18 protein-coding genes and 5 tRNA genes are annotated in these 18406 nt (G+C 70.1%); 17 read left to right on the top strand and 6 right to left on the bottom strand.

Annotated features, from left to right (window positions below; translation table 11 throughout):
* Positions 1-5: 5 nt before the first annotated feature.
* Positions 6-3797 carry a sensor histidine kinase gene (locus BFF78_RS13345; RefSeq protein WP_099054857.1) on the bottom strand — a complete coding sequence of 1264 codons (3792 nt, stop codon included), beginning with the start codon at positions 3795-3797 and terminating at the stop codon, positions 6-8.
* Between the two features lie 569 nt (positions 3798-4366).
* Between BFF78_RS13345 and BFF78_RS13340 the strand changes: the two genes are divergently transcribed.
* From BFF78_RS13340 to gltX, 3 genes are all read left to right on the top strand, one after another.
* Entirely contained in the window at positions 4367-4558 is a 192-nt protein-coding gene (locus tag BFF78_RS13340) for a hypothetical protein (protein WP_069778534.1), read from the top strand.
* A 181-nt stretch (positions 4559-4739) separates the two neighbouring features.
* Complete coding sequence (locus BFF78_RS13335; RefSeq protein WP_069778533.1) at positions 4740-5525, top strand: fumarylacetoacetate hydrolase family protein; 786 nt, start codon at positions 4740-4742, stop codon at positions 5523-5525.
* Positions 5518-7002 carry a glutamate--tRNA ligase gene (gltX, locus tag BFF78_RS13330; protein ID WP_079161292.1) on the top strand — a complete coding sequence of 495 codons (1485 nt, stop codon included), beginning with the start codon at positions 5518-5520 and terminating at the stop codon, positions 7000-7002. Before BFF78_RS13335 ends, gltX begins: the two co-directional genes overlap by 8 nt.
* Before the next feature lie 58 nt (positions 7003-7060).
* Here the strand turns inward: gltX and BFF78_RS13325 are convergent, their stop codons facing one another.
* Positions 7061-7345 carry a type II toxin-antitoxin system RelE family toxin gene (locus tag BFF78_RS13325; protein ID WP_069778531.1) on the bottom strand — a complete coding sequence of 95 codons (285 nt, stop codon included), beginning with the start codon at positions 7343-7345 and terminating at the stop codon, positions 7061-7063.
* A gap of 40 nt (positions 7346-7385) precedes the next feature.
* Here BFF78_RS13325 and BFF78_RS13320 point away from each other — a divergent pair, with 40 nt between their 5' ends.
* From BFF78_RS13320 to BFF78_RS13295, 6 genes are all read left to right on the top strand, one after another.
* Entirely contained in the window at positions 7386-8117 is a 732-nt protein-coding gene (locus BFF78_RS13320; protein ID WP_099054856.1) for an HAD family hydrolase, read from the top strand.
* Positions 8118-8207: 90 nt separating this feature from the next.
* Positions 8208-8279: transfer RNA gene (locus tag BFF78_RS13315), tRNA-Gln, on the top strand.
* A gap of 21 nt (positions 8280-8300) precedes the next feature.
* Positions 8301-8373 (top strand) — tRNA-Glu (locus BFF78_RS13310).
* 29 nt (positions 8374-8402) lie between these two features.
* Positions 8403-8475: transfer RNA gene (locus BFF78_RS13305), tRNA-Glu, on the top strand.
* A 21-nt stretch (positions 8476-8496) separates the two neighbouring features.
* A tRNA-Gln gene (locus BFF78_RS13300) sits at positions 8497-8568 on the top strand.
* A gap of 28 nt (positions 8569-8596) precedes the next feature.
* Positions 8597-8669 (top strand) — tRNA-Glu (locus BFF78_RS13295).
* Between the two features lie 54 nt (positions 8670-8723).
* Here the strand turns inward: BFF78_RS13295 and BFF78_RS13290 are convergent.
* Entirely contained in the window at positions 8724-9368 is a 645-nt protein-coding gene (locus tag BFF78_RS13290) for a MerR family transcriptional regulator (RefSeq protein WP_069778530.1), read from the bottom strand.
* 80 nt (positions 9369-9448) lie between these two features.
* Here BFF78_RS13290 and BFF78_RS13285 point away from each other — a divergent pair, with 80 nt between their 5' ends.
* Positions 9449-9958: a DUF4188 domain-containing protein gene (locus tag BFF78_RS13285; RefSeq protein WP_069778529.1), complete on the top strand. Its 510-nt coding sequence runs from the start codon at positions 9449-9451 to the stop codon at positions 9956-9958.
* Between the two features lie 87 nt (positions 9959-10045).
* Here the strand turns inward: BFF78_RS13285 and ndgR are convergent, their stop codons facing one another.
* On the bottom strand, positions 10046-10762 hold the full coding sequence (gene ndgR / locus BFF78_RS13280; protein ID WP_009320373.1) for an IclR family transcriptional regulator NdgR: 717 nt from the start codon (positions 10760-10762) through the stop codon (positions 10046-10048).
* Between the two features lie 208 nt (positions 10763-10970).
* Between ndgR and leuC the strand changes: the two genes are divergently transcribed.
* The 4 genes from leuC (at position 10971) to BFF78_RS13260 (ending at position 14274) form a co-directional block, all read left to right on the top strand.
* A complete protein-coding gene (gene leuC / locus BFF78_RS13275) occupies positions 10971-12395 on the top strand; it encodes a 3-isopropylmalate dehydratase large subunit (RefSeq protein ID WP_069778528.1) in 1425 nt (474 codons plus the stop codon).
* A gap of 5 nt (positions 12396-12400) precedes the next feature.
* The gene (gene leuD, locus BFF78_RS13270; protein ID WP_069778527.1) at positions 12401-12994 is read left to right on the top strand and encodes a 3-isopropylmalate dehydratase small subunit; all 594 of its coding nucleotides are present in this window, start codon (positions 12401-12403) and stop codon (positions 12992-12994) included.
* 265 nt (positions 12995-13259) lie between these two features.
* Positions 13260-13490: an SCO5555 family protein gene (locus BFF78_RS13265; RefSeq protein WP_069778526.1), complete on the top strand. Its 231-nt coding sequence runs from the start codon at positions 13260-13262 to the stop codon at positions 13488-13490.
* A gap of 136 nt (positions 13491-13626) precedes the next feature.
* Entirely contained in the window at positions 13627-14274 is a 648-nt protein-coding gene (locus BFF78_RS13260) for an HU family DNA-binding protein (protein WP_069778525.1), read from the top strand.
* 71 nt (positions 14275-14345) lie between these two features.
* On the opposite strand, the gene BFF78_RS13255 is transcribed toward BFF78_RS13260, so the two are convergent.
* Positions 14346-14549 carry a hypothetical protein gene (locus BFF78_RS13255; RefSeq protein WP_069778524.1) on the bottom strand — a complete coding sequence of 68 codons (204 nt, stop codon included), beginning with the start codon at positions 14547-14549 and terminating at the stop codon, positions 14346-14348.
* Between the two features lie 37 nt (positions 14550-14586).
* Positions 14587-15225 (bottom strand): 2-phospho-L-lactate guanylyltransferase, encoded by a 639-nt coding sequence (gene cofC, locus BFF78_RS13250; protein WP_069778523.1) that lies wholly within the window; start codon positions 15223-15225, stop codon positions 14587-14589.
* A 155-nt stretch (positions 15226-15380) separates the two neighbouring features.
* Between cofC and BFF78_RS13245 the strand changes: the two genes are divergently transcribed.
* From BFF78_RS13245 to BFF78_RS13235, 3 genes are all read left to right on the top strand, one after another.
* Positions 15381-16160: a lysophospholipid acyltransferase family protein gene (locus BFF78_RS13245; RefSeq protein ID WP_069778522.1), complete on the top strand. Its 780-nt coding sequence runs from the start codon at positions 15381-15383 to the stop codon at positions 16158-16160.
* A complete protein-coding gene (locus tag BFF78_RS13240; protein WP_069778521.1) occupies positions 16157-17167 on the top strand; it encodes an NAD(P)H-dependent glycerol-3-phosphate dehydrogenase in 1011 nt (336 codons plus the stop codon). Before BFF78_RS13245 ends, BFF78_RS13240 begins: the two co-directional genes overlap by 4 nt.
* A gap of 81 nt (positions 17168-17248) precedes the next feature.
* Positions 17249-18406 carry a D-alanine--D-alanine ligase family protein gene (locus BFF78_RS13235; protein WP_069778520.1) on the top strand — a complete coding sequence of 386 codons (1158 nt, stop codon included), beginning with the start codon at positions 17249-17251 and terminating at the stop codon, positions 18404-18406.

The raw sequence follows: 18406 nt of genomic DNA, 5'->3' as shown, positions 1-18406 counted from the left end.
CTCAACTAACGCTCCTGCTGGTGAGTGGGGCTCGGGTAGCTGCCGGTCTGGCCGTTGCCGGCCTGACGACCCTGAGCGATGCCCCGACGGAGATTGGTCAGCCGTCCGCGTACGTCATCGGGCGCACGCGAGACCTGCGGACCGGCTTGGTGCTGTTGCTGCTGAGCCGTGCCCGGGACGAGGTTCGCCCGGGGCACCCGGCGCGGCAGGCCGGAGGTGGTGACACCGCCCGACGCGGGCTGCCGGACGCGCTCGGCCTGGCGGACGAGCTCGTCGTTCGGCGAGGTGCGCCAGGAAGCGGTGGCGTTGCCGTTGCCGTTGCCGCCCGCCGGACGCTGCGGGGCCGGGGCGGGTGCCTGCGGCTGCTGCGGCGCGGCCTCCGCCTGCTGCGGACCGCCGTGGAACCAGTTGGTCTCCAGCGTGTCGTACAGCGGGGTACGGCCGTCGACCGGGCCGCTGGCCGGCGGCAGCGCCTCCGGCTCACGGTACGCCGGACGCTGCTGCGGAGCCGGCTGGCGCGGGGCGCCGAAGTCCTCGCGGCCGCCCGGCTGCGGGCGCTCGAACTGGCCGGTGTGGGCCGGGTTCTGGTGCCCGGGCAGGGCGTGCCGGCCGGTGGAGCTGCCGTCGTAGCCGCCGTCGAAGCCCTGCGGAGCCGCGAACTGGCCGGTGGTCTGGCCCGTGTTCTGGGCGGGGTCGTCCCGCCGCGGCGCCGGCGTGCCGAAGATGTCGGAGCGCACGAACGAGCCGGATCCCTGCTGGTCGCCGGTGCGGTCGAACCCGCCGGGCAGCTCGGGCGCCTCGGGACGCGTGAACTGGCCCGTCTGCTGGGGGTTGTCGGGCCGCGTGAACTGGCCCGTCTGCTGCGGGTTGCCCGGGCGGGCGAACTGGCCGGTGTCCTGGGGGCCGGGGCCGCCCAGGCCGTTCAGGTCGGGGCGCGGGAACTCGCCCGTGGCGGCCGGGCCCTGCGCGTCGATCCGGGGTATCTCCGCGGTCGAGCCCGGACCCTGGCGGTCGTCGACGCGCGGCATGCGCGCGGTGCGCGCCGGGTCCTGCTCGTCGTGACCGCGCGGGGTGTCCATCGAGGCACGCGGCAGCGGGGCCTGGGTGTCGCCCCAGTCCGGGGTACGCGGCTGGTCACCGCCGGGCAGCTCGGCCCGCGGGCCGCCGCGCGGCGGCAGCTGGGGCTGACGGTTCTGGTCGGAGCCGGCACCGGGCCGCTGCGGGCCACGGCCGCCGAAGGCGTCCTGCTGCGGACCGGCCGGGTTCGCGGCCTGCAGGCCCTGCGGAGCGCCCGGCGCCTGACCGCCGAAGCCACCCGCACCGGCGGGCGCCGGCCGGCCCTGCTGCCGGCCGCCGAGGCCGGGACCGCCCTGCGGACCACGCGCACCGGGACGGCCGCCCTGGCCGGTGCCGGGCAGCGCGGCCCGGGGACCCTGGCCGGCGCCGACCTGGCCGCGCGGAGCGGGACCGGCACCGAGCAGACCGCCGCCGGCCGGAGCACCGCCGCCGGCGCCCGCGGCCTGCCGCCGGGCCGCTGCGGCACCCGCCGCGGCCTGTGCGGCGGCGGGGCCACCGGTACCACCGGGTCCGCCGGGCTTGCCCGGAGCGGGCTTCTTGCCGCCCTGGGCCACGTCCACGGGAAGCATGACCAGCGCGGTCGTACCACCGGAGTCGGACGGGCGCAGCTGGATACGGATGCCGTGCCGCTGGGACAGGCGACCGACCACGAACAGGCCCATGCGGCGGGAGACGGAGACGTCCACGGTGGGCGGCGAGGCGAGCCGCTCGTTGATCGCCGCGAGGTCCTCGGGGGAGAGGCCGATACCGGTGTCGTGGATCTCGATCAGCACGCGGCCGTCGGGCAGCGCGTGACCGGTGACCTTGACCTTGGTCTGCGGCGAGGAGAACGAGGTGGCGTTCTCCAGCAGCTCGGCGAGCAGGTGCACGAGGTCGTTGACCACGCGGCCGGCGACCTCGGTGGTGGGCACCGAGGCCAGCTCGATGCGCTCGTACTGCTCCACCTCGGACGCGGCGGCGCGGAGCACGTCGACCAGCGGGACCGGGCGGGTCCACCGGCGGCCGGGCTCCTCACCGGCGAGAACGAGCAGGTTCTCACCGTTACGGCGCATACGCGTGGCGAGGTGGTCCAGCTTGAACAGCGAGGACAGCTGGTCCGGGTCGGCCTCGCGGGACTCCAGTTCGGAGATCAGGGACAGCTGGCGCTGGATCAGACCCTGGGAGCGGCGCGAGAGGTTGGTGAACATCGCGTTGACGTTGCCCCGCAGCAGGGCCTGCTCGGCGGCGAGGCGGACCGCCTCGCGGTGCACGTCGTCGAAGGCCGCGGCCACCTGGCCGATCTCGTCCCGGGAGTGCACACCGACCGACTCCACGGACGTGTCGACGTCCTGCGGGTCGGACTCCGACAGCTGCTTGACCAGCTCGGGCAGGCGTTCCTGGGCGACCTTGGTCGCGGTCTCCTGCAGCCGGCGCAGCGAGCGGATCATGGAGCGGGCCACGATGAACGCGCCGACCAGCGACACGCCGAGCACGAGCAGGATCAGCGCACCGGAGATGATCGCGTCCTGCTGGGTGGCGCTCTTCAGCTCGCGGGCCTTCTGCTCCATCTCCTCGAGCAGCGTGTGCTCGATCTTCTTCATCTGCTCGATCTTGGTCGAGCTGTCGTCCACCCAGTCCTTGTACGAGCGGGCGTTCAGGCTCTGGATGCCGCTGCTCGAGTCGAAGACGCGCTTGGCGTAGGTGTCCGCGGACTCGATCGTCGGGTTGCCCTCGTCGATCGGCTTGAGGAGTTCCTCGGCGTTGTTGTTCGCGTAGATCTTCCGGAAGATCGCGATTTCCGAGTTCTCGCTCTGGTACGCCGACTGGCCGTAGAGACGGTCGTTCTCGGAGAGGTCGCCCTTCTGGTCCGTGGTCGCGGGCAGCGCGGCGGCGATGGTGGCCCGCTGCATGGAGGCGTACTCCTTGGCGGTGGAGAAGGCCGCCAGGGCACGGGTACGGGAGATCATCTCCGGGTTGCTGGACGCCTGCGCCATGTCCTGGGACAGGTCGACCAGCTGGATGATGAGCCGGTGGTAGGCCTCGATCGTCTGCGTCGAGTTGCTCTTCGACTGGTACGCGGACTTGCGGATCTTGGCCAGCTGGTCCAGCTGGTTGAAGATGCCGACGAGGTTGTCGCGGACGCCCTGGAGGTTGCCCGCCTTGCTGGCGGAGTCGATCTCCTGGGTGGCGTCCTGGAAGTTCACGAGGGCGCGGTCGGTCTTGTCCCGGTAGCCCTTGACCGTGTAGTCGGTCGCGCTCAGACCGTGGGCCATCGGACCGGCGGACTGGTCGCGCTCCTCCTGGAGCGCGGCGGCCAGCTCGGTGGCCTGCTTGGTCATGTCCGTCAGCAGCTTCATGTTGTCGAGCTGCTGGATGTCGGTGATGTTCTGGTCGATGCGCAGCGCGCCGAGTGAGGTCGCCGCGACCACGGGCAGCGCGAGCAGCGACACCAGACGCGTGGAGATGCGCCAGTTGCGCAGGGCCACGCGCGAGCCGGGGCCGCCCGAGCCCTTGGCGGGCTTGACCGCCGGCGCGGGGGTGGCGCCGGAGCTGCCCGTACTGGTGGTGGCCGATGAGGCCGTGAGGCCGGGGCGTCCGCTGCGCTCGCCGCCGTCCCCGGACGGGGCCGAGCCCGGGTTCTGGGCGTGCTGGGGCGAGGAGCTGCCCTTCATGGGGCCAGTCCCATCGTGCGACTCCGGCTCCGCCGAAGCGCTGCCATCCCTCTTGAAACGTCCCTGCACTAGCGTCGCAACCTCTGGACCAGGCGCCCCTCGTGAACGGAGGGACACAGTGTCGGCGTTTTGGTGAGCGTCCTGAATACGCCCCCCGGTGGTCTTGAGTGACCGGCGCTCGTTCCCCCCTCGTCTCGCCGCCGCTCGGCGCTGCGTTGCGCCCATGTGCGCCGGCTCGATTCCGCGGCGGTCCGTGGAATTCCAGCACAGTGCCGGATCTCCAACAAGGGCCGTGTCCCGAGCTGTGACCTCCGTGACGGACTGTGAGTGCCATGTCACCAGCCGTGGAAGCTTATTCAGGTCATAACGGGCTTATCCCTGTGAGTTGGCGCCCACTGCCCAGTGTCTGAGTCGCCATGATCAGGAGCGGAATGATGGCTTCAGGGGGTCAATGTCCGTTTCGTTGGGGCACATTGCGAGTCAGATTTGCCCGGTTTGTCTGTGAGGTCGTGAGGAAACTCACATGAACATCGCGGCCAGTTGGCGTCTTCGGCGGGGAATTGGATGTTTAGCCTGACGCTTTACAAGAGGGTCGTATCTGTAAGCCCGCCGGACACAGGACTAGGACGCGTACAACCGTGAAGACGACGATGATGTTCCACAAGATCGCCAACCCGCGCCGCACGACCCTGGTGCATCTGAAGGACACCGGCGAGCTGCGGACGCCCGAGCAGCCGGAGCACTCCGTCGACCTCCCCGCCCAGACCGCCAACCCCCGGCGCACGGTCCTGGTGGACGTCCCGGTCGCCGCGGGGGCGACGGCAGAGTAGCCGACAGGGCCCCCGCTCGCCTTTTCCGCTGGTCCCCGCGCCGTAGGCCGGGGGCCGGTCGCCGGGTGCACATCGGCAGCGCCACCCGTACGACCCCCTCTTTCCCGGCGGAAATGCGCGATCCGACCGGTTAACCTGAGGCGTCAGTACGCCGGTTCTCACTAAGGGGCGCAAGGATCCCGTGCGCATCGCCAGGTTCTCCATCGACGGGAACGTAGCCTTCGGCGCGGTCGAGGGCGACAAGCAGGACGAACTCGTCCTCGACATCATCAAGGGCATCCCGTTCGCCGACCACGAGCTGTCCGGTACGAAGGTGCCGCTGAGCAAGGTCAGGCTGCTCCCGCCGGTGCTCCCCAACAAGGTCGTGGCGTTCGGCCGCAACTACGCGGAGCACGCGCGCGAACTCGGCAACGAGGTCCCGGACGCCCCCTTCGCCTTCTTCAAGCCGTCCACCTCGGTGATCGGGCCCGGCGACGACATCCAGTACCCGCCGTTCTCCGAGGAACTGCACCACGAGGCCGAGCTGGCCGTCGTCATCGGCCGCATGTGCCGCGAGGTCCCGCGCGAGCGCGTCAAGGACGTGATCTTCGGCTACACCTGCGCCAACGACGTCACCGCCCGCGATGTGCAAAGGCGCGAGAAGCAGTGGGCCCGGGCCAAGGGTTTCGACACCTCCTGCCCGCTCGGCCCCTGGGTGGAGACCGACCTGGACCTTCGGCGCGCGAACGACCTGACCATCCAGCTCACGGTCAACGGCCAGCAGCGCCAGCTCGGCCGTACCAGCGAGATGATCCACTCCATCGAGGACCTGGTCGTCAACATCTCCGAGGCCATGACGCTGCTCCCCGGCGACGTCATCCTCACCGGCACCCCGGCAGGGGTCGGCCCCCTGAACGTCGGCGACGAGGTCGCCGTCACCATCGAAGGCATCGGCACTCTCACCAACAAGGTTGTCAAGCGTGGCTAGCGCACCCGGCTCACCCGTACGCGTTCGTTTCTGTCCCTCACCCACCGGTAACCCGCACGTGGGCCTGGTCCGCACCGCCCTGTTCAACTGGGCGTTCGCCCGGCACCACCAGGGCACCCTGGTCTTCCGCATCGAGGACACCGACGCGGCCCGCGACTCCGAGGAGTCGTACAACCAGCTGCTCGACGCGATGCGCTGGCTGGGCTTCGACTGGGACGAGGGCCCCGAGGTCGGCGGCCCGCACGCGCCGTACCGGCAGTCGCAGCGCATGGACATCTACGCGGATGTGGCCCAGAAGCTGCTGGACGGCGGCTACGCCTACCACTGCTACTGCTCCCAGGAGGAGCTGGACACCCGCCGCGAGGCCGCCCGCGCCGCCGGCAAGCCCTCCGGCTACGACGGCCACTGCCGCGACCTGTCCGCCGAGCAGGTCGCGGAGTACCAGGCCCAGGGCCGCACGCCGATCGTCCGCTTCCGGATGCTGGACGAGACGATCACCTTCACCGACCTGGTCCGCGGCGAGCTGACCTTCACGCCGGAGAACGTGCCGGACTACGGCATCGTCCGCGCGAACGGCGCCCCGCTGTACACGCTGGTCAACCCGGTCGACGACGCGCTGATGGAGATCACCCACGTCCTGCGCGGCGAGGACCTGCTCTCCTCCACCCCTCGCCAGATCGCCCTCTACAAGGCGCTGACGGAACTGGGCATCGCCAAGCAGACCCCGCAGTTCGGCCACCTGCCGTACGTGATGGGCGAGGGCAACAAGAAGCTCTCCAAGCGCGACCCGCAGTCCTCGCTGAACCTCTACCGCGAACGGGGCTTCCTGCCCGAGGGCCTGCTCAACTACCTGTCCCTGCTGGGCTGGTCGCTCTCCGCGGACCAGGACATCTTCACGACCGCGGAGATGGTCGCCGCCTTCGACATCTCCGACGTGAACCCCAACCCGGCGCGCTTCGACCTGAAGAAGTGCGAGGCGATCAACGGCGACCACATCCGCATGCTGGATGTGAAGGAGTTCACCGAGCGCTGCCGCCCGTGGCTGAAGGCCCCGTTCGCCCCCTGGGCGCCGGAGGACTTCGACGAGGCCAAGTGGGAGGCCATCGCCCCGCACGCCCAGACCCGGCTGAAGGTCCTGTCGGAGATCACCGACAACGTCGACTTCCTGTTCCTGCCGGAGCCGGTCTTCGACGAGCCGTCCTGGACGAAGGCGATGAAGGAGGGCAGCGACGCCCTCCTGCGCACGGCGAAGGAGAAGCTGGAGTCGGCGGACTGGACTTCGGCGGAGTCGCTGAAGGAGGCCGTTCTGGCCGCGGGCGAGGCCCACGGCCTCAAGCTCGGCAAGGCCCAGGCCCCGGTCCGCGTGGCCGTCACCGGCCGCACGGTGGGCCTGCCCCTCTTCGAGTCCCTGGAAGTCCTGGGCAAGGAGAAGGCGCTGGCCAGGATCGACGCGGCACTGACCAGGCTGAGCGCGTAGCAGGCACACGTCAGGGGCGGCATCCGGAGGGTTCCGGGTGCCGCCCCTGTTGCGTTGGTCACTGGGCGTCGGCTTCGTCGATCAAGTAGGCGCTCTCGTCGAAGATCTCCAGGACGACGATGACCATGATCGCGCCGGCAACCATGTACTCCAGCATGACGCCCGGGGCCACATACGCCTTGCGCAGGTGCTCGTCAGGGCCCAGCTGTGCGGTCGAGGTCTTCCGGAACGGGTCGCGCGCCAGTATGCGTACGGCCCTGTCCAACTGCGCACGGCGCTCTGCGGGCAGGGCGTCGAACGTCGCACGGGCCTCGACAGTGAACTGGACGCGGTACTCGCTCATGCGGACCAGTGTGCCAGCCGTTCGGCGGTACCGTCGGTGCATGACGATCAGAGCCGTGGTCTGGGACGTCGACGACACCCTCTTCGACTACACGAGCGCCGACCGCGAGGGCATGCGGGCGCATCTGGCCGCGGAAGGGCTGCTCGCCGGGTACGACGGCCCCGAGCAGGCGCTCGCGCGGTGGCGGGAGATCACCGACCGGCAGTGGGCGCGGTTCTCGGCGGGGGAGGCCACCTTCGAGGGGCAGCGCCGGGACCGGGTGCGGGTGTTCCTGGACGCCGAGCTGACCGACGCCGAGGCCGACGCCTGGTTCCAGCGCTACATAGGGCACTACGAGGCCGCCTGGAGCCTCTTCCCGGACGTCCTGCCCGTCCTGGACGCCCTCTCCGCCAGTCACCGGCACGCGGTGCTGTCCAACTCCAGCATCACCGTCCAGGAGCGCAAGCTGCGCACCCTCGGCCTCCTCGACCGCTTCGAGGCCGTGCTGTGCGCCGCCGAGCTGGGCGTCTCCAAGCCGGAGGCCGGCGCCTTCCTGGCCGCCTGCGAGGCGCTGGGCCTGCCCCCGCACGAGGTGGCGTACGTCGGCGACCACCCGGAGATCGACGGGCGGGGCGCCGCCGAGGCCGGGCTGCTGTCCGTGTGGATCGACCGCGGGACGGGCTGCGCGCAGGCCGTCGGGGAGGCCGTCTGCCGCCGGATCTCGACGCTCGCCGAACTCCCCCCGCTCGTCCGCGCGGATACCCGTTTTGGAGCCCCGTCCACCTTCGGGTAATGTTCTTCCTGCGCCGAGGGGAGCGGGCCGGAAGGCCGCAGCCCCGAGGAGCAAGCTAGAACGAGAACCCCGCAGGGGCTTGAGTTCCAGTGGCCTATGGTGTAATTGGCAGCACGACTGATTCTGGTTCAGTTAGTCTTGGTTCGAGTCCAGGTAGGCCAGCTCGCAGAGCTTATCTGCAAAGCCCCCGTTGTGTAGCGGCCTAGCACGCTGCCCTCTCAAGGCAGTAGCGCCGGTTCGAATCCGGTCGGGGGTACTGATCCTGATCTTGTTGGGATCGCTAGGGCCCCCGTTGTGTAGCGGCCTAGCACGCCGCCCTCTCAAGGCGGTAGCGCCGGTTCGAATCCGGTCGGGGGTACTGACTGGTCTAAACCATCATTGGTCTATGGTGTAATTGGCAGCACGACTGATTCTGGTTCAGTTAGTCTTGGTTCGAGTCCAGGTAGACCAGCTCGGACCTGCGGAAACGCAGTGTCCACGCCCCCGTTGTGTAGCGGCCTAGCACGCCGCCCTCTCAAGGCGGTAGCGCCGGTTCGAATCCGGTCGGGGGTACACAGGGAAGGCCCTTCGCTTCGGCGGAGGGCCTTCGTCGTGCCCGGCCGGCGGCTACTCGAAGCCGTACCGCCGCGTCGACTCCTCCTCCTGGGCCAGCCGGTGCAGTGCCTGCAGTACCGGCTCGTTGAGGATCGCCCCCAGGACCGCGAACTCGATCCGCTCCGCCTCCGACGGTTGCGTCTCCAGGTTGTCCAGGTCGAGGACGGCTGTCCGGTACATCAACTCGGCGTAGGGCTCCAGCAGTTCGGCCCCCCAGTCGTAACCGAGCCGGCGGAACGCGGCCACCGCCACCACCAGCGAGCGGTACGCGGGGGAGATGGTCGAGAGCAACGCGGCGTTCTGCCAGCCGAGCCGGTCCAGGAGCGCGGCGACCTCCTCGTGTGCGGCCTGGACGTAACCGTCGTCCTCGTCCGGCTCCGGCACCTGCGGCAGCGCCCACATCGCCGCGCCCAGGCGGATCGCGCGGCCCAGGGAGTCGTCGTCCACATGCCCGAGCACCTCGCGCACCTTCGCCACCGGCACCCCGCCCACCTGGATCATCGCCCGCACCAGCCGCAGCCGGCGCAGATGCTCCTCGTCGTACTCGGCCGTCGTGGCGTTGATCTGGCGGCCCGGCGGCAACAGGCCTTCGCGCAGGTAGTACTTGATCGTCGCGGTGGACACACCGCTCTGTCTGCTCAATTCGGCGAGCCGCATGTCTTGCGCTCCTTCTTGGATAACGGCACTATCCAAGCATCGTTCATCGGATAGTACCGCTCACCGACCAGGGGGAAATCATGGTGACCCGTACGACCGCCGACGCGAAGGGTGACGTCGTCGTCCTGCTGATCGGCATGCGCATCAACCGCTTCTGGGCGGTGCACCTGTGGCTGCCGGTGATGCTGGCGATGTTCCGCATGCTGCGGGAGCTGGAGAAGGAGCCCGCACGGGGCCTGCGCGGCCGCGTCCTGCTGACGGCTTCGCCGCGCACGTACTACGTCGTGCAGTACTGGGAGTCCAAGGAGAAGCTCTACGCCTACGCGACCGCGCCGGACGCGTTCCACCACAAGGCGTGGGCCCGGCTCAACCGCAAGGAGCGGACCGGGAGGCTGCGCGGGCAGGTGGGGATCTGGCACGAGTCGTATGTCGTGCCGGAGGGGTCGTACGAGGCGATCTACGGGGACATGCCGGCGTTCGGGCTGGCCGCCGCGCACGGGCAGATCCCGCTGGAGAAGCGGGGCCGGTACGCCAAGGACCGGTTCGCCTACCGCTCGCAGCGGGGGCCGGTGGCCGAGAAGGCCGGCTGACCGGGGGATCGGGGGAGCAAGGAGGGTCTGCCGCGGCGTTGAGGCAGGCCCTCCTCGGCGTTCCCCGGGAGTTCCCGGAGCCGCGGGTCAGCCCGAGCGGCGCAAGGCCTCCGAGAGGCGGGCCGCGGCGTCGATGACCGCCTGGGCGTGCATACGGCCGGGATGGCGCGTCAGGCGCTCGATCGGGCCGGAGACGGACACCGCGGCCACCACGCGGTTGGAGGGGCCGCGCACCGGCGCGGAGACGGACGCCACGCCCGGCTCGCGCTCGCCGATGGACTGGGCCCAGCCGCGCCGCCGTACGCCCGACAGGGCCGTCGCCGTGAAGCGGGCGCCCTGCAGGCCGCGGTGCAGACGCTCGGGCTCCTCCCAGGCCATGAGGATCTGTGCCGAGGAGCCGGCCTTCATCGTGAGCGTGGAACCGACCGGCACGGTGTCCCGAAGGCCGGACAGGCGTTCCGCTGCGGCCACGCAGATGCGCATGTCACCCTGGCGCCGGTAGAGCTGCGCGCTCTCGCCCGTGACGTCGCGGAGGTGGGTGAGCACCGGGCCGGCCGTGGCCAGCAGGCGGTCCTCGCCGGCCGCTGCCGCGAGTTCCGCGAGGCGCGGGCCGAGAATGAAACGGCCCTGCATGTCGCGTGCCACCATGCGGTGGTGTTCCAAAGCCACGGCCAGGCGGTGAGCCGTGGGTCGTGCCAGTCCGGTCGCGCCGACCAGACCCGCGAGGGTGGCCGGACCGGACTCCAGAGCGCTCAGGACGAGGGCCGCCTTGTCCAGAACGCCGACGCCGCTACTGTTGTCCATGCAACGATACTTGCGTCTCACTCTGTGAAACGCAAGTTCAATTTTCCGTGGAACGCGCCACCCTGGATGGACACAGCGGCCCGCAGACCAACGGGCCCGGCGGCGGACGCCCGGAATCACGACTTCATGGGGCCCGGACACGGGCAGTCGCCGCATCCCCAAGATCTCTAGTTTGGCCGGTGGACGTGTGCCGGCCGGAGGGAAAGCGATGGGTAGGACACTCGCGGAGAAGGTCTGGGACGACCACGTCGTCCGGCGCGCCGAGGGCGAGCCCGACCTCCTCTTCATCGATCTGCACCTGCTGCACGAGGTGACCAGCCCGCAGGCCTTCGACGGACTGCGCAAGAACGGCCGGCAGGTGCGCCGCCTCGACCTCACCATCGCCACCGAGGACCACAACACCCCGACCCTCGACATCGACAAGCCCATCGCGGACCCGGTCTCCCGCGTCCAGCTGGAGACGCTGCGCAAGAACTGCGCCGACTTCGGCGTCCGGCTGCACCCGCTGGGCGACGTCGAGCAGGGCGTCGTGCACGTCGTCGGCCCCCAGCTGGGTCTGACCCAGCCCGGTACGACCGTGGTCTGCGGTGACTCCCACACCTCCACGCACGGCGCGTTCGGCGCGCTGGCGTTCGGCATCGGCACCTCCCAGGTCGAGCATGTGCTGGCCACCCAGACGCTGCCGCTGGCCCGCCCCAAGACGATGGCCATCACCGTCGAGGGCGAGCTGCCCGAGGGCGTCACCGCCAAGGACCTGATCCTGGCGATCATCGCGAAGATCGGTACGGGCGGTGGCCAGGGCTACATCCTGGAGTACCGCGGCTCCGCCATCGAGAAGCTCTCGATGGAGGCCCGGATGACCATCTGCAACATGTCGATCGAGGCCGGCGCCCGCGCGGGCATGATCGCCCCCGACGAGACCACCTTCGCGTACCTCAAGGGCCGTCCGCACGCCCCCGAGGGCGCCGACTGGGACGCGGCGGTGGAGTACTGGCAGACGCTGCGCACCGACGACGACGCCGAGTTCGACGCCGAGGTCGTCATCGACGCCGCCTCGCTGTCCCCGTTCGTCACCTGGGGCACCAACCCGGGCCAGGGCGCGCCGCTTTCGGCGTCCGTCCCCGACCCGGCTTCGTACGAAGACGCTTCGGAGCGCCTCGCCGCCGAAAAGGCCCTGGAATACATGGGGTTGGAGGCCGGTCAGCCGCTGCGCTCCATCAAGGTGGACACCGTCTTCGTAGGTTCCTGCACCAACGGCCGCATCGAGGACCTGCGCGCCGCCGCCGAGCTCCTGAACGGCCGCAAAGTCGCCGACGGCGTACGGATGCTGGTCGTCCCGGGCTCCGCGCGGGTGGGCCTGCAGGCCGTCTCCGAGGGCCTGGACGTGGTCTTCAAGGAGGCCGGCGCCGAATGGCGGCACGCGGGCTGCTCGATGTGCCTCGGCATGAACCCCGACCAGCTGGCTCCGGGCGAGCGTTCCGCCTCCACCTCCAACCGCAACTTCGAGGGCCGGCAGGGCAAGGGCGGTCGTACGCACCTGGTGTCGCCGCAGGTCGCGGCGGCCACCGCCGTCCTGGGCCACCTGGCCTCCCCGGCCGACCTGACCGACGTCCCCGCGCCCGCTGGAGTCTGAGAACCATGGAAGCCTTCACCACCCACACCGGCCGGGCCGTCCCGCTGCGCCGCAGTAACGTCGACACCGACCAGATCATCCCTGCTCACTGGCTCAAGAAGGTCACCCGGGACGGCTTCGAGGACGGGCTGTTCGAGGCCTGGCGCAAGGACCCCGAGTTCGTCCTCAACCGCCCCGAGCGGCAGGGCGCCACGGTCCTGGTCGCCGGCCCCGACTTCGGCACCGGCTCCTCGCGCGAGCACGCCGTCTGGGCGCTGCAGAACTACGGCTTCAAGGCCGTGATCTCCTCCCGCTTCGCGGACATCTTCCGGGGCAACTCGCTGAAGAACGGCCTGCTCACGGTCGTCCTGGAGCAGAAGACCGTGGATGCGCTGTGGGAGCTCACGGAACAGGACCCCACTGCTGAGGTCACTGTGGACCTTGAGGCCCGTGAGGTGCGTGCGCAGGGCATCACCGCCTCCTTCGAGCTGGACGAGAACTCCCGCTGGCGGCTGCTGAACGGCCTGGACGACATCTCCATCACGCTCCAGAACGAGGCCGAGATCGCCGCGTACGAGGCCAAGCGGCCCGCCTACAAGCCGCAAACCCTCCAGGTCTGATCCGGACCCCCTGAGCGGGGCGGGTTTCGGCCACGCCAACACCTCCTCTGTACCCCCGATCGCCACGATTGGGGGTACAGCCATGTCTGCACCCGAACGGCCCCGTGAGCTTCTTACTCGTCCCTCAACTTGCCACGTTAGGAAGGCCGTTGGCTGGGTACGTGAGTGCTGGGATCGCCTCCTCCGCAAGTGCCTGGAAGGCCATTTGAGGCGGCAGTTGCCCCCTGCGCAGGCGACAACTCGCCCCAGATGGCACAATCTGTGCATGGAACACGACGGCCAACTCCAGCTCTATACGGCGGTCGCGAACCAACTGAAGGAAGCGCACGCAAGGGTGCGCGCACTGCAAGTCCCGGAGGGCGTACGGATGGCGCTGACCCGGAAGCTGCTGGTCATTACGGCCGCGGCCAAGCACGATCTCGCCGCTGCGGCAAGGCGGCTCGAGCGGTTCAACGCGGACCTCGACGAGGGTCGGATCCCCGACGAGGACGCCTGAACAGCCCGAGATCACCGAGTCCGTTGCGGCACAAGGGTGATAAGCCCGTTTCGTGTTTGATTTGCGGTATATATCTGCCTAACGTGCGAAAAAGCTTGAACACTTTCGTTCTGGCGATGTCTCCGAAGGGGAAGACGTGAACAAGGCGCAGCTCGTAGAAGCGATTGCCGACAAGGTGGGTGGCCGCCAGCAGGCCGCCGAAGCCGTCGATCATGTCCTGGACGCCATTGTCCGCGCGGTCGTCGCGGGCGAGCGGGTCTCGGTCACCGGCTTCGGGTCCTTCGAGAAGGTGGACCGTCCCGCCCGTTACGCCCGCAACCCTCAGACGGGAGAGCGGGTTCGGGTCAAGAAGACCTCCGTGCCGCGCTTCCGCGCGGGGCAGGGCTTCAAGGACCTGGTGAGCGGCTCGAAGAAGCTGCCGCGCGGTGGCGAGGTCTCGGTCAAGAAGGCGCCCAAGGGCAGCCTGACCGGCGGCGCCGCTGCGACGGTCAAGAAGGCCGCCGCGAAGAAGACCACCAAGGCGGCCGCGAAGAAGGTCACGGCCAAGAAGGCGGCGCCGGCGAAGAAGGCGGCCGCCGCGAAGAAGGTCACGGCGAAGAAGGCGCCCGCCAAGAAGACCACGGCGGCCGCCAAGACCGCCGCGGCGAAGAAGACCACCGCCAAGAAGGCGACGGCCAAGAAGGCTCCGGCGAAGAAGGTCACCGCGAAGAAGGCCCCGGCCAAGAAGTCGACGGCCCGCAAGACCACCGCCAAGAAGGCGACGGCCCGCAAGGCGACGTCGTAAGGACGCCGGGGCACACACGCGCCGGGCCGGACTCCCCTCGGGAGCCCGGCCCGCGGCGTGTGTAAGGGCAGTTACAGGGTTTGAAGGGTTACGAGGGTGATGCGCAGGGAGGCGCCCCGCCCCTCGGTCTCGATCCGCACACGCTGCCCGGGGCGCAGCAGGAGGAGGCCTCCGGCATCGAACGCGGCGGCGTCGAAGGGCACCGGGGTCCCGTCGTCGAGCAGTACCTGCCCACTTCGGGTGCCGGGGTCGTAGGTGTATGCGGTGGCCTGCATGGCAGCAGCGTACTGGTCGCGGTCTTACCCGGCGCTTTCAAGACCCGGGGATCAGCAATCCCGCCGACACCGCCGCCGTATGCGGTCCGACCCCCAGCGCCAGCGCCGCGCGCAAGTCTTCCCCGGTGTCCACGTCCTGCCGTACCGAATCGACGCCCGCCAGCAGGAGTTCCCTCGCCCCGGACGTCCGATGACGGGAACGGGAATCCACGCCGAACTCCGGCCGCAATTCCCCCTCCGGCCCCGCGGCCAGCAACGTGGTGCCCAGCTCGGCCGCATCCGCGAGAAACGCCCGTGAAAACTCCGCCGCCGCCCCGAGGACAACGGCCAGTTCCGCCGGGCGCAACGCCGGCAGATCGGCGTTCAGGGCCGCGAGCGGTGTGCGCGGGCGCATTTCCCTTACGACGGCCGCGCCGTGCGCCAGAGCGGCGTTCAGGCCCTTCGCCGGGCTGTCGGGGACGATCCGCGCGCCCAGCGCCGCCAGCTCACGCGCCGCCAGCGCGTCGTCCGTGACGACGGCCACATCGGCCACCGCCGGACACGCCAGCGCCGCGGCCACCGTGTCCTGCGCGAACGCGAGCGCCAGCCCCGGGCGCACCCCGTCGGCCGCGGTGTCCGAGAGCCTGCTCTTGGCCCGCGACAGGGGCTTCAGGGGGATGACCAAGGTCCACTGCACAGGCGTACCGTCCCTCTCTTGTCGCGATCATTGTCCCCCGCGCCCTCCGGCGCCACGGGTGGCGGGGCGTACGGTGTTCTCGACAGACCGGCGGCCCGGGGCGACAATCGTGCGGCCCCCGCCGGGGTGGCAGCCCCCTAGAGGAAGGTGTCCTTGTGCCCCGCCGCAGAATCGGCTTCTGGTACCGCTTCGCCGCGGTCCTCTGCAAACCGCCGCTGGTCGTTCTGATCAAGCGGGACTGGCGCGGAATGGAGCACATTCCGGCCGAGGGCGGATTTATCACCGTGGTGAACCACAATTCCCACGTGGACCCCTTCGCGTACGCGCACTATCAGTACAACACCGGACGGGTTCCGCGATTCCTCGCGAAGAGCGGTCTATTCAAGAAGGGATTCGTCGGCGCCGCCATGCGCGGCACCGGGCAGATCCCCGTCTACCGCGAGTCCACGGACGCGCTGAGCGCCTTCCGTGCCGCGATCGACGCCGTGGAGCGCGGCGAGTGCGTCGCCTTCTATCCCGAGGGCACCCTCACCCGCGACCCGGACGGCTGGCCCATGACCGGCAAGACCGGCGCCGCCCGGGTCGCCCTGCAGACCAAGTGCCCGGTCATCCCGGTCGCCCAGTGGGGCGCCAACGAACTGCTGCCGCCGTACGCCAAGAAGCCGAACCTCTTCCCGCGCAAGACCCATCACGTCCTCGCGGGCCCGCCCGTGGACCTCGCGCGCTTCTACGACAAGGAGATGACCCCGGACCTGCTCAAGGAGGCCACCGAGGTCATCATGGCGGCCATCACCCGCCGGCTCGAGGAGATCCGTGGCGAGAGGGCGCCCGAGAGGCGCTACGACCCGCGCCGCGAGCGGATCGAACAGCGGCGCCGCACCGAGGCGCAGACGGCGCAGAGCAAGGGCAAGGAACCGGAGGGGCAGGGCAAGTGAGCAAGGCGGTTAAGGCGGCGGTCTTCAGCGCCGGTTCGTGGGGTACGGCCTTCTCCATGGTGCTCGCCGACGCCGGGTGCGACGTCACCCTGTGGGCCCGGCGCGCAGAGGTCGCGGAGGCGATCAACACCACCCGCATCAATCCCGACTACCTGCCGGGCGTCGAACTCCCCGAGAACGTCCGGGCGACCACCGAACCCGCCGAGGCCCTGGCCGACGCCGACTTCACGGTCCTGTCCGTCCCCTCCCAGACCCTGCGCGCCAACCTCGCCGAGTGGACCCCGCTGCTCGCCCCCGACACCGTGCTCGTCTCCCTGATGAAGGGCGTCGAACTCGGCTCCACCATGCGGATGAGCGAGGTCGTCGAGGACGTCACCAAGGTCGGCCGGGACCGCATCGCCGTCGTCACCGGACCCAACCTGGCCCGCGAGATCGCCGCCCGCATGCCCGCCGCGGCGGTCGTCGCCTGCACCGACGAGGCCGTGGCCCGGCGCCTCCAGGCCGCCTGCCACACGCCGTACTTCCGGCCGTACACCAACACCGACGTCGTGGGCTGCGAACTCGGCGGCGCGGTCAAGAACGTCATCGGCCTCGCGGTCGGTATCGCCGACGGCATGGGCCTCGGCGACAACGCCAAGGGCTCGCTCATCACCCGCGGTCTCGCCGAGACCACCCGGCTCGGCATGGCGCTCGGCGCCGACCCGCTGACCTTCTCCGGACTCGCGGGCCTCGGCGACCTGGTGGCCACCTGCTCCTCGCCGCTGTCCCGTAACCACACCTTCGGCACCAACCTCGGCAAGGGCATGACCCTCGAGGAGACCATCGCGGTCACCAAACAGACCGCCGAGGGCGTCAAGTCCTGCGAGTCGGTGGCGGATCTGGCCCGCCGGCACGGCGTCGAGATGCCCATCACCGAGACGGTCGTGGACATCGTGCACGAGGGCAAGCCGCCGGTGGTCGCCCTCAAGGAGCTGATGTCGCGCAGCGCGAAGCCGGAACGACGCTGAGCGACCGTTGGAGGGACGCTGAGTCACGGTGGCCCAGCGGGCGCTGACTCGGCGGATACCAGCGGGTACTCTCAACGCGATATGAGCACCGAGAACCTCCCCCAGAGCCCTGAGCAGCCGTCCCGCAAACCGCGCGTGGCCGTCGTGTTCGGCGGGCGCAGCTCCGAACACGGGATCTCCGTGGTCACCGCCGGCGCCGTCCTCAAGGCCATCGACCGGACGAAGTACGACGTCCTGCCGATCGGTATCACCCGGGACGGCCGTTGGGCGCTGACGGCCGACGAACCGGAGCGGATGGCCATCACCGACCGCCGCGTACCGGCGGTCGAGGAACTGGCCGAGTCCACCGAGGGCGGTGTGGTGCTCCCCGTCGACCCCGGAAACCGCGAGGTCGTCTACAGCGAGCCCGGCTCGGTGCCCAAGGCGCTCGGCGAGGTCGACGTGGTCTTCCCGGTGCTCCACGGCCCGTACGGCGAGGACGGCACCCTCCAGGGCCTCCTGGAGCTGTCCGGGGTGCCGTACGTGGGCGCCGGTGTGCTCGCCTCGGCCGTCGGCCAGGACAAGGAGTACATGAAGCGGATCTTCACGTCCTACGGGCTCAAGGTCGGCCCGTACGTGGTGATCCGGCCGCGCGAGTGGGAGCGGGACGAGTCCGCCGCCCGCAGGAAGATCGTCGACTTCGCCGGCGAGCACGGCTGGCCGCTGTTCGTGAAGCCCGCGCGCGCGGGTTCGTCGATCGGCATCACCAAGGTCGAGGACCTGTCCGGCCTGGACGAGGCGATCGCCACCGCGCAGGCCCACGACCCGAAGATCCTCATCGAGGCCGCCGTGCGCGGCCGCGAGATCGAGTGCGGTGTCCTGGAGTTCGAGGACGGCCCGCGCGCCTCCGTGCCGGCCGAGATCCCGCCGCCGGACGCGCACGCGTACTACGACTTCGAGGCCAAGTACATCGACTCCACGCCCGGTATCGTCCCGGCGCCACTCACCGAGGAGCAGACCGCCGAGGTGCGGGAGCTGGCGGTGCAGGCGTTCGAGGCGGTCTCCTGCGAGGGCCTGGTGCGCGCGGACTTCTTCCTCACCGAGGACGGCGAGTTCGTGATCAACGAGATCAACACCCTGCCCGGCTTCACGCCGATCTCGATGTACCCGCAGATGTGGCAGGCCGGCGGCGTCGGCTACCCCGAGCTGATCGACCGCCTGGTCCAGGCGGCGCTGCGCCGCTCGACCGGGCTTCGCTGA

It is taken from the genome of Streptomyces fodineus, assembly GCF_001735805.1.
Lineage (GTDB): Bacteria > Actinomycetota > Actinomycetes > Streptomycetales > Streptomycetaceae > Streptomyces > Streptomyces fodineus.
The sequence above is the reverse complement of the archived record's forward strand: the minus strand, read 5'-3'. Positions and strand labels throughout refer to the sequence as shown.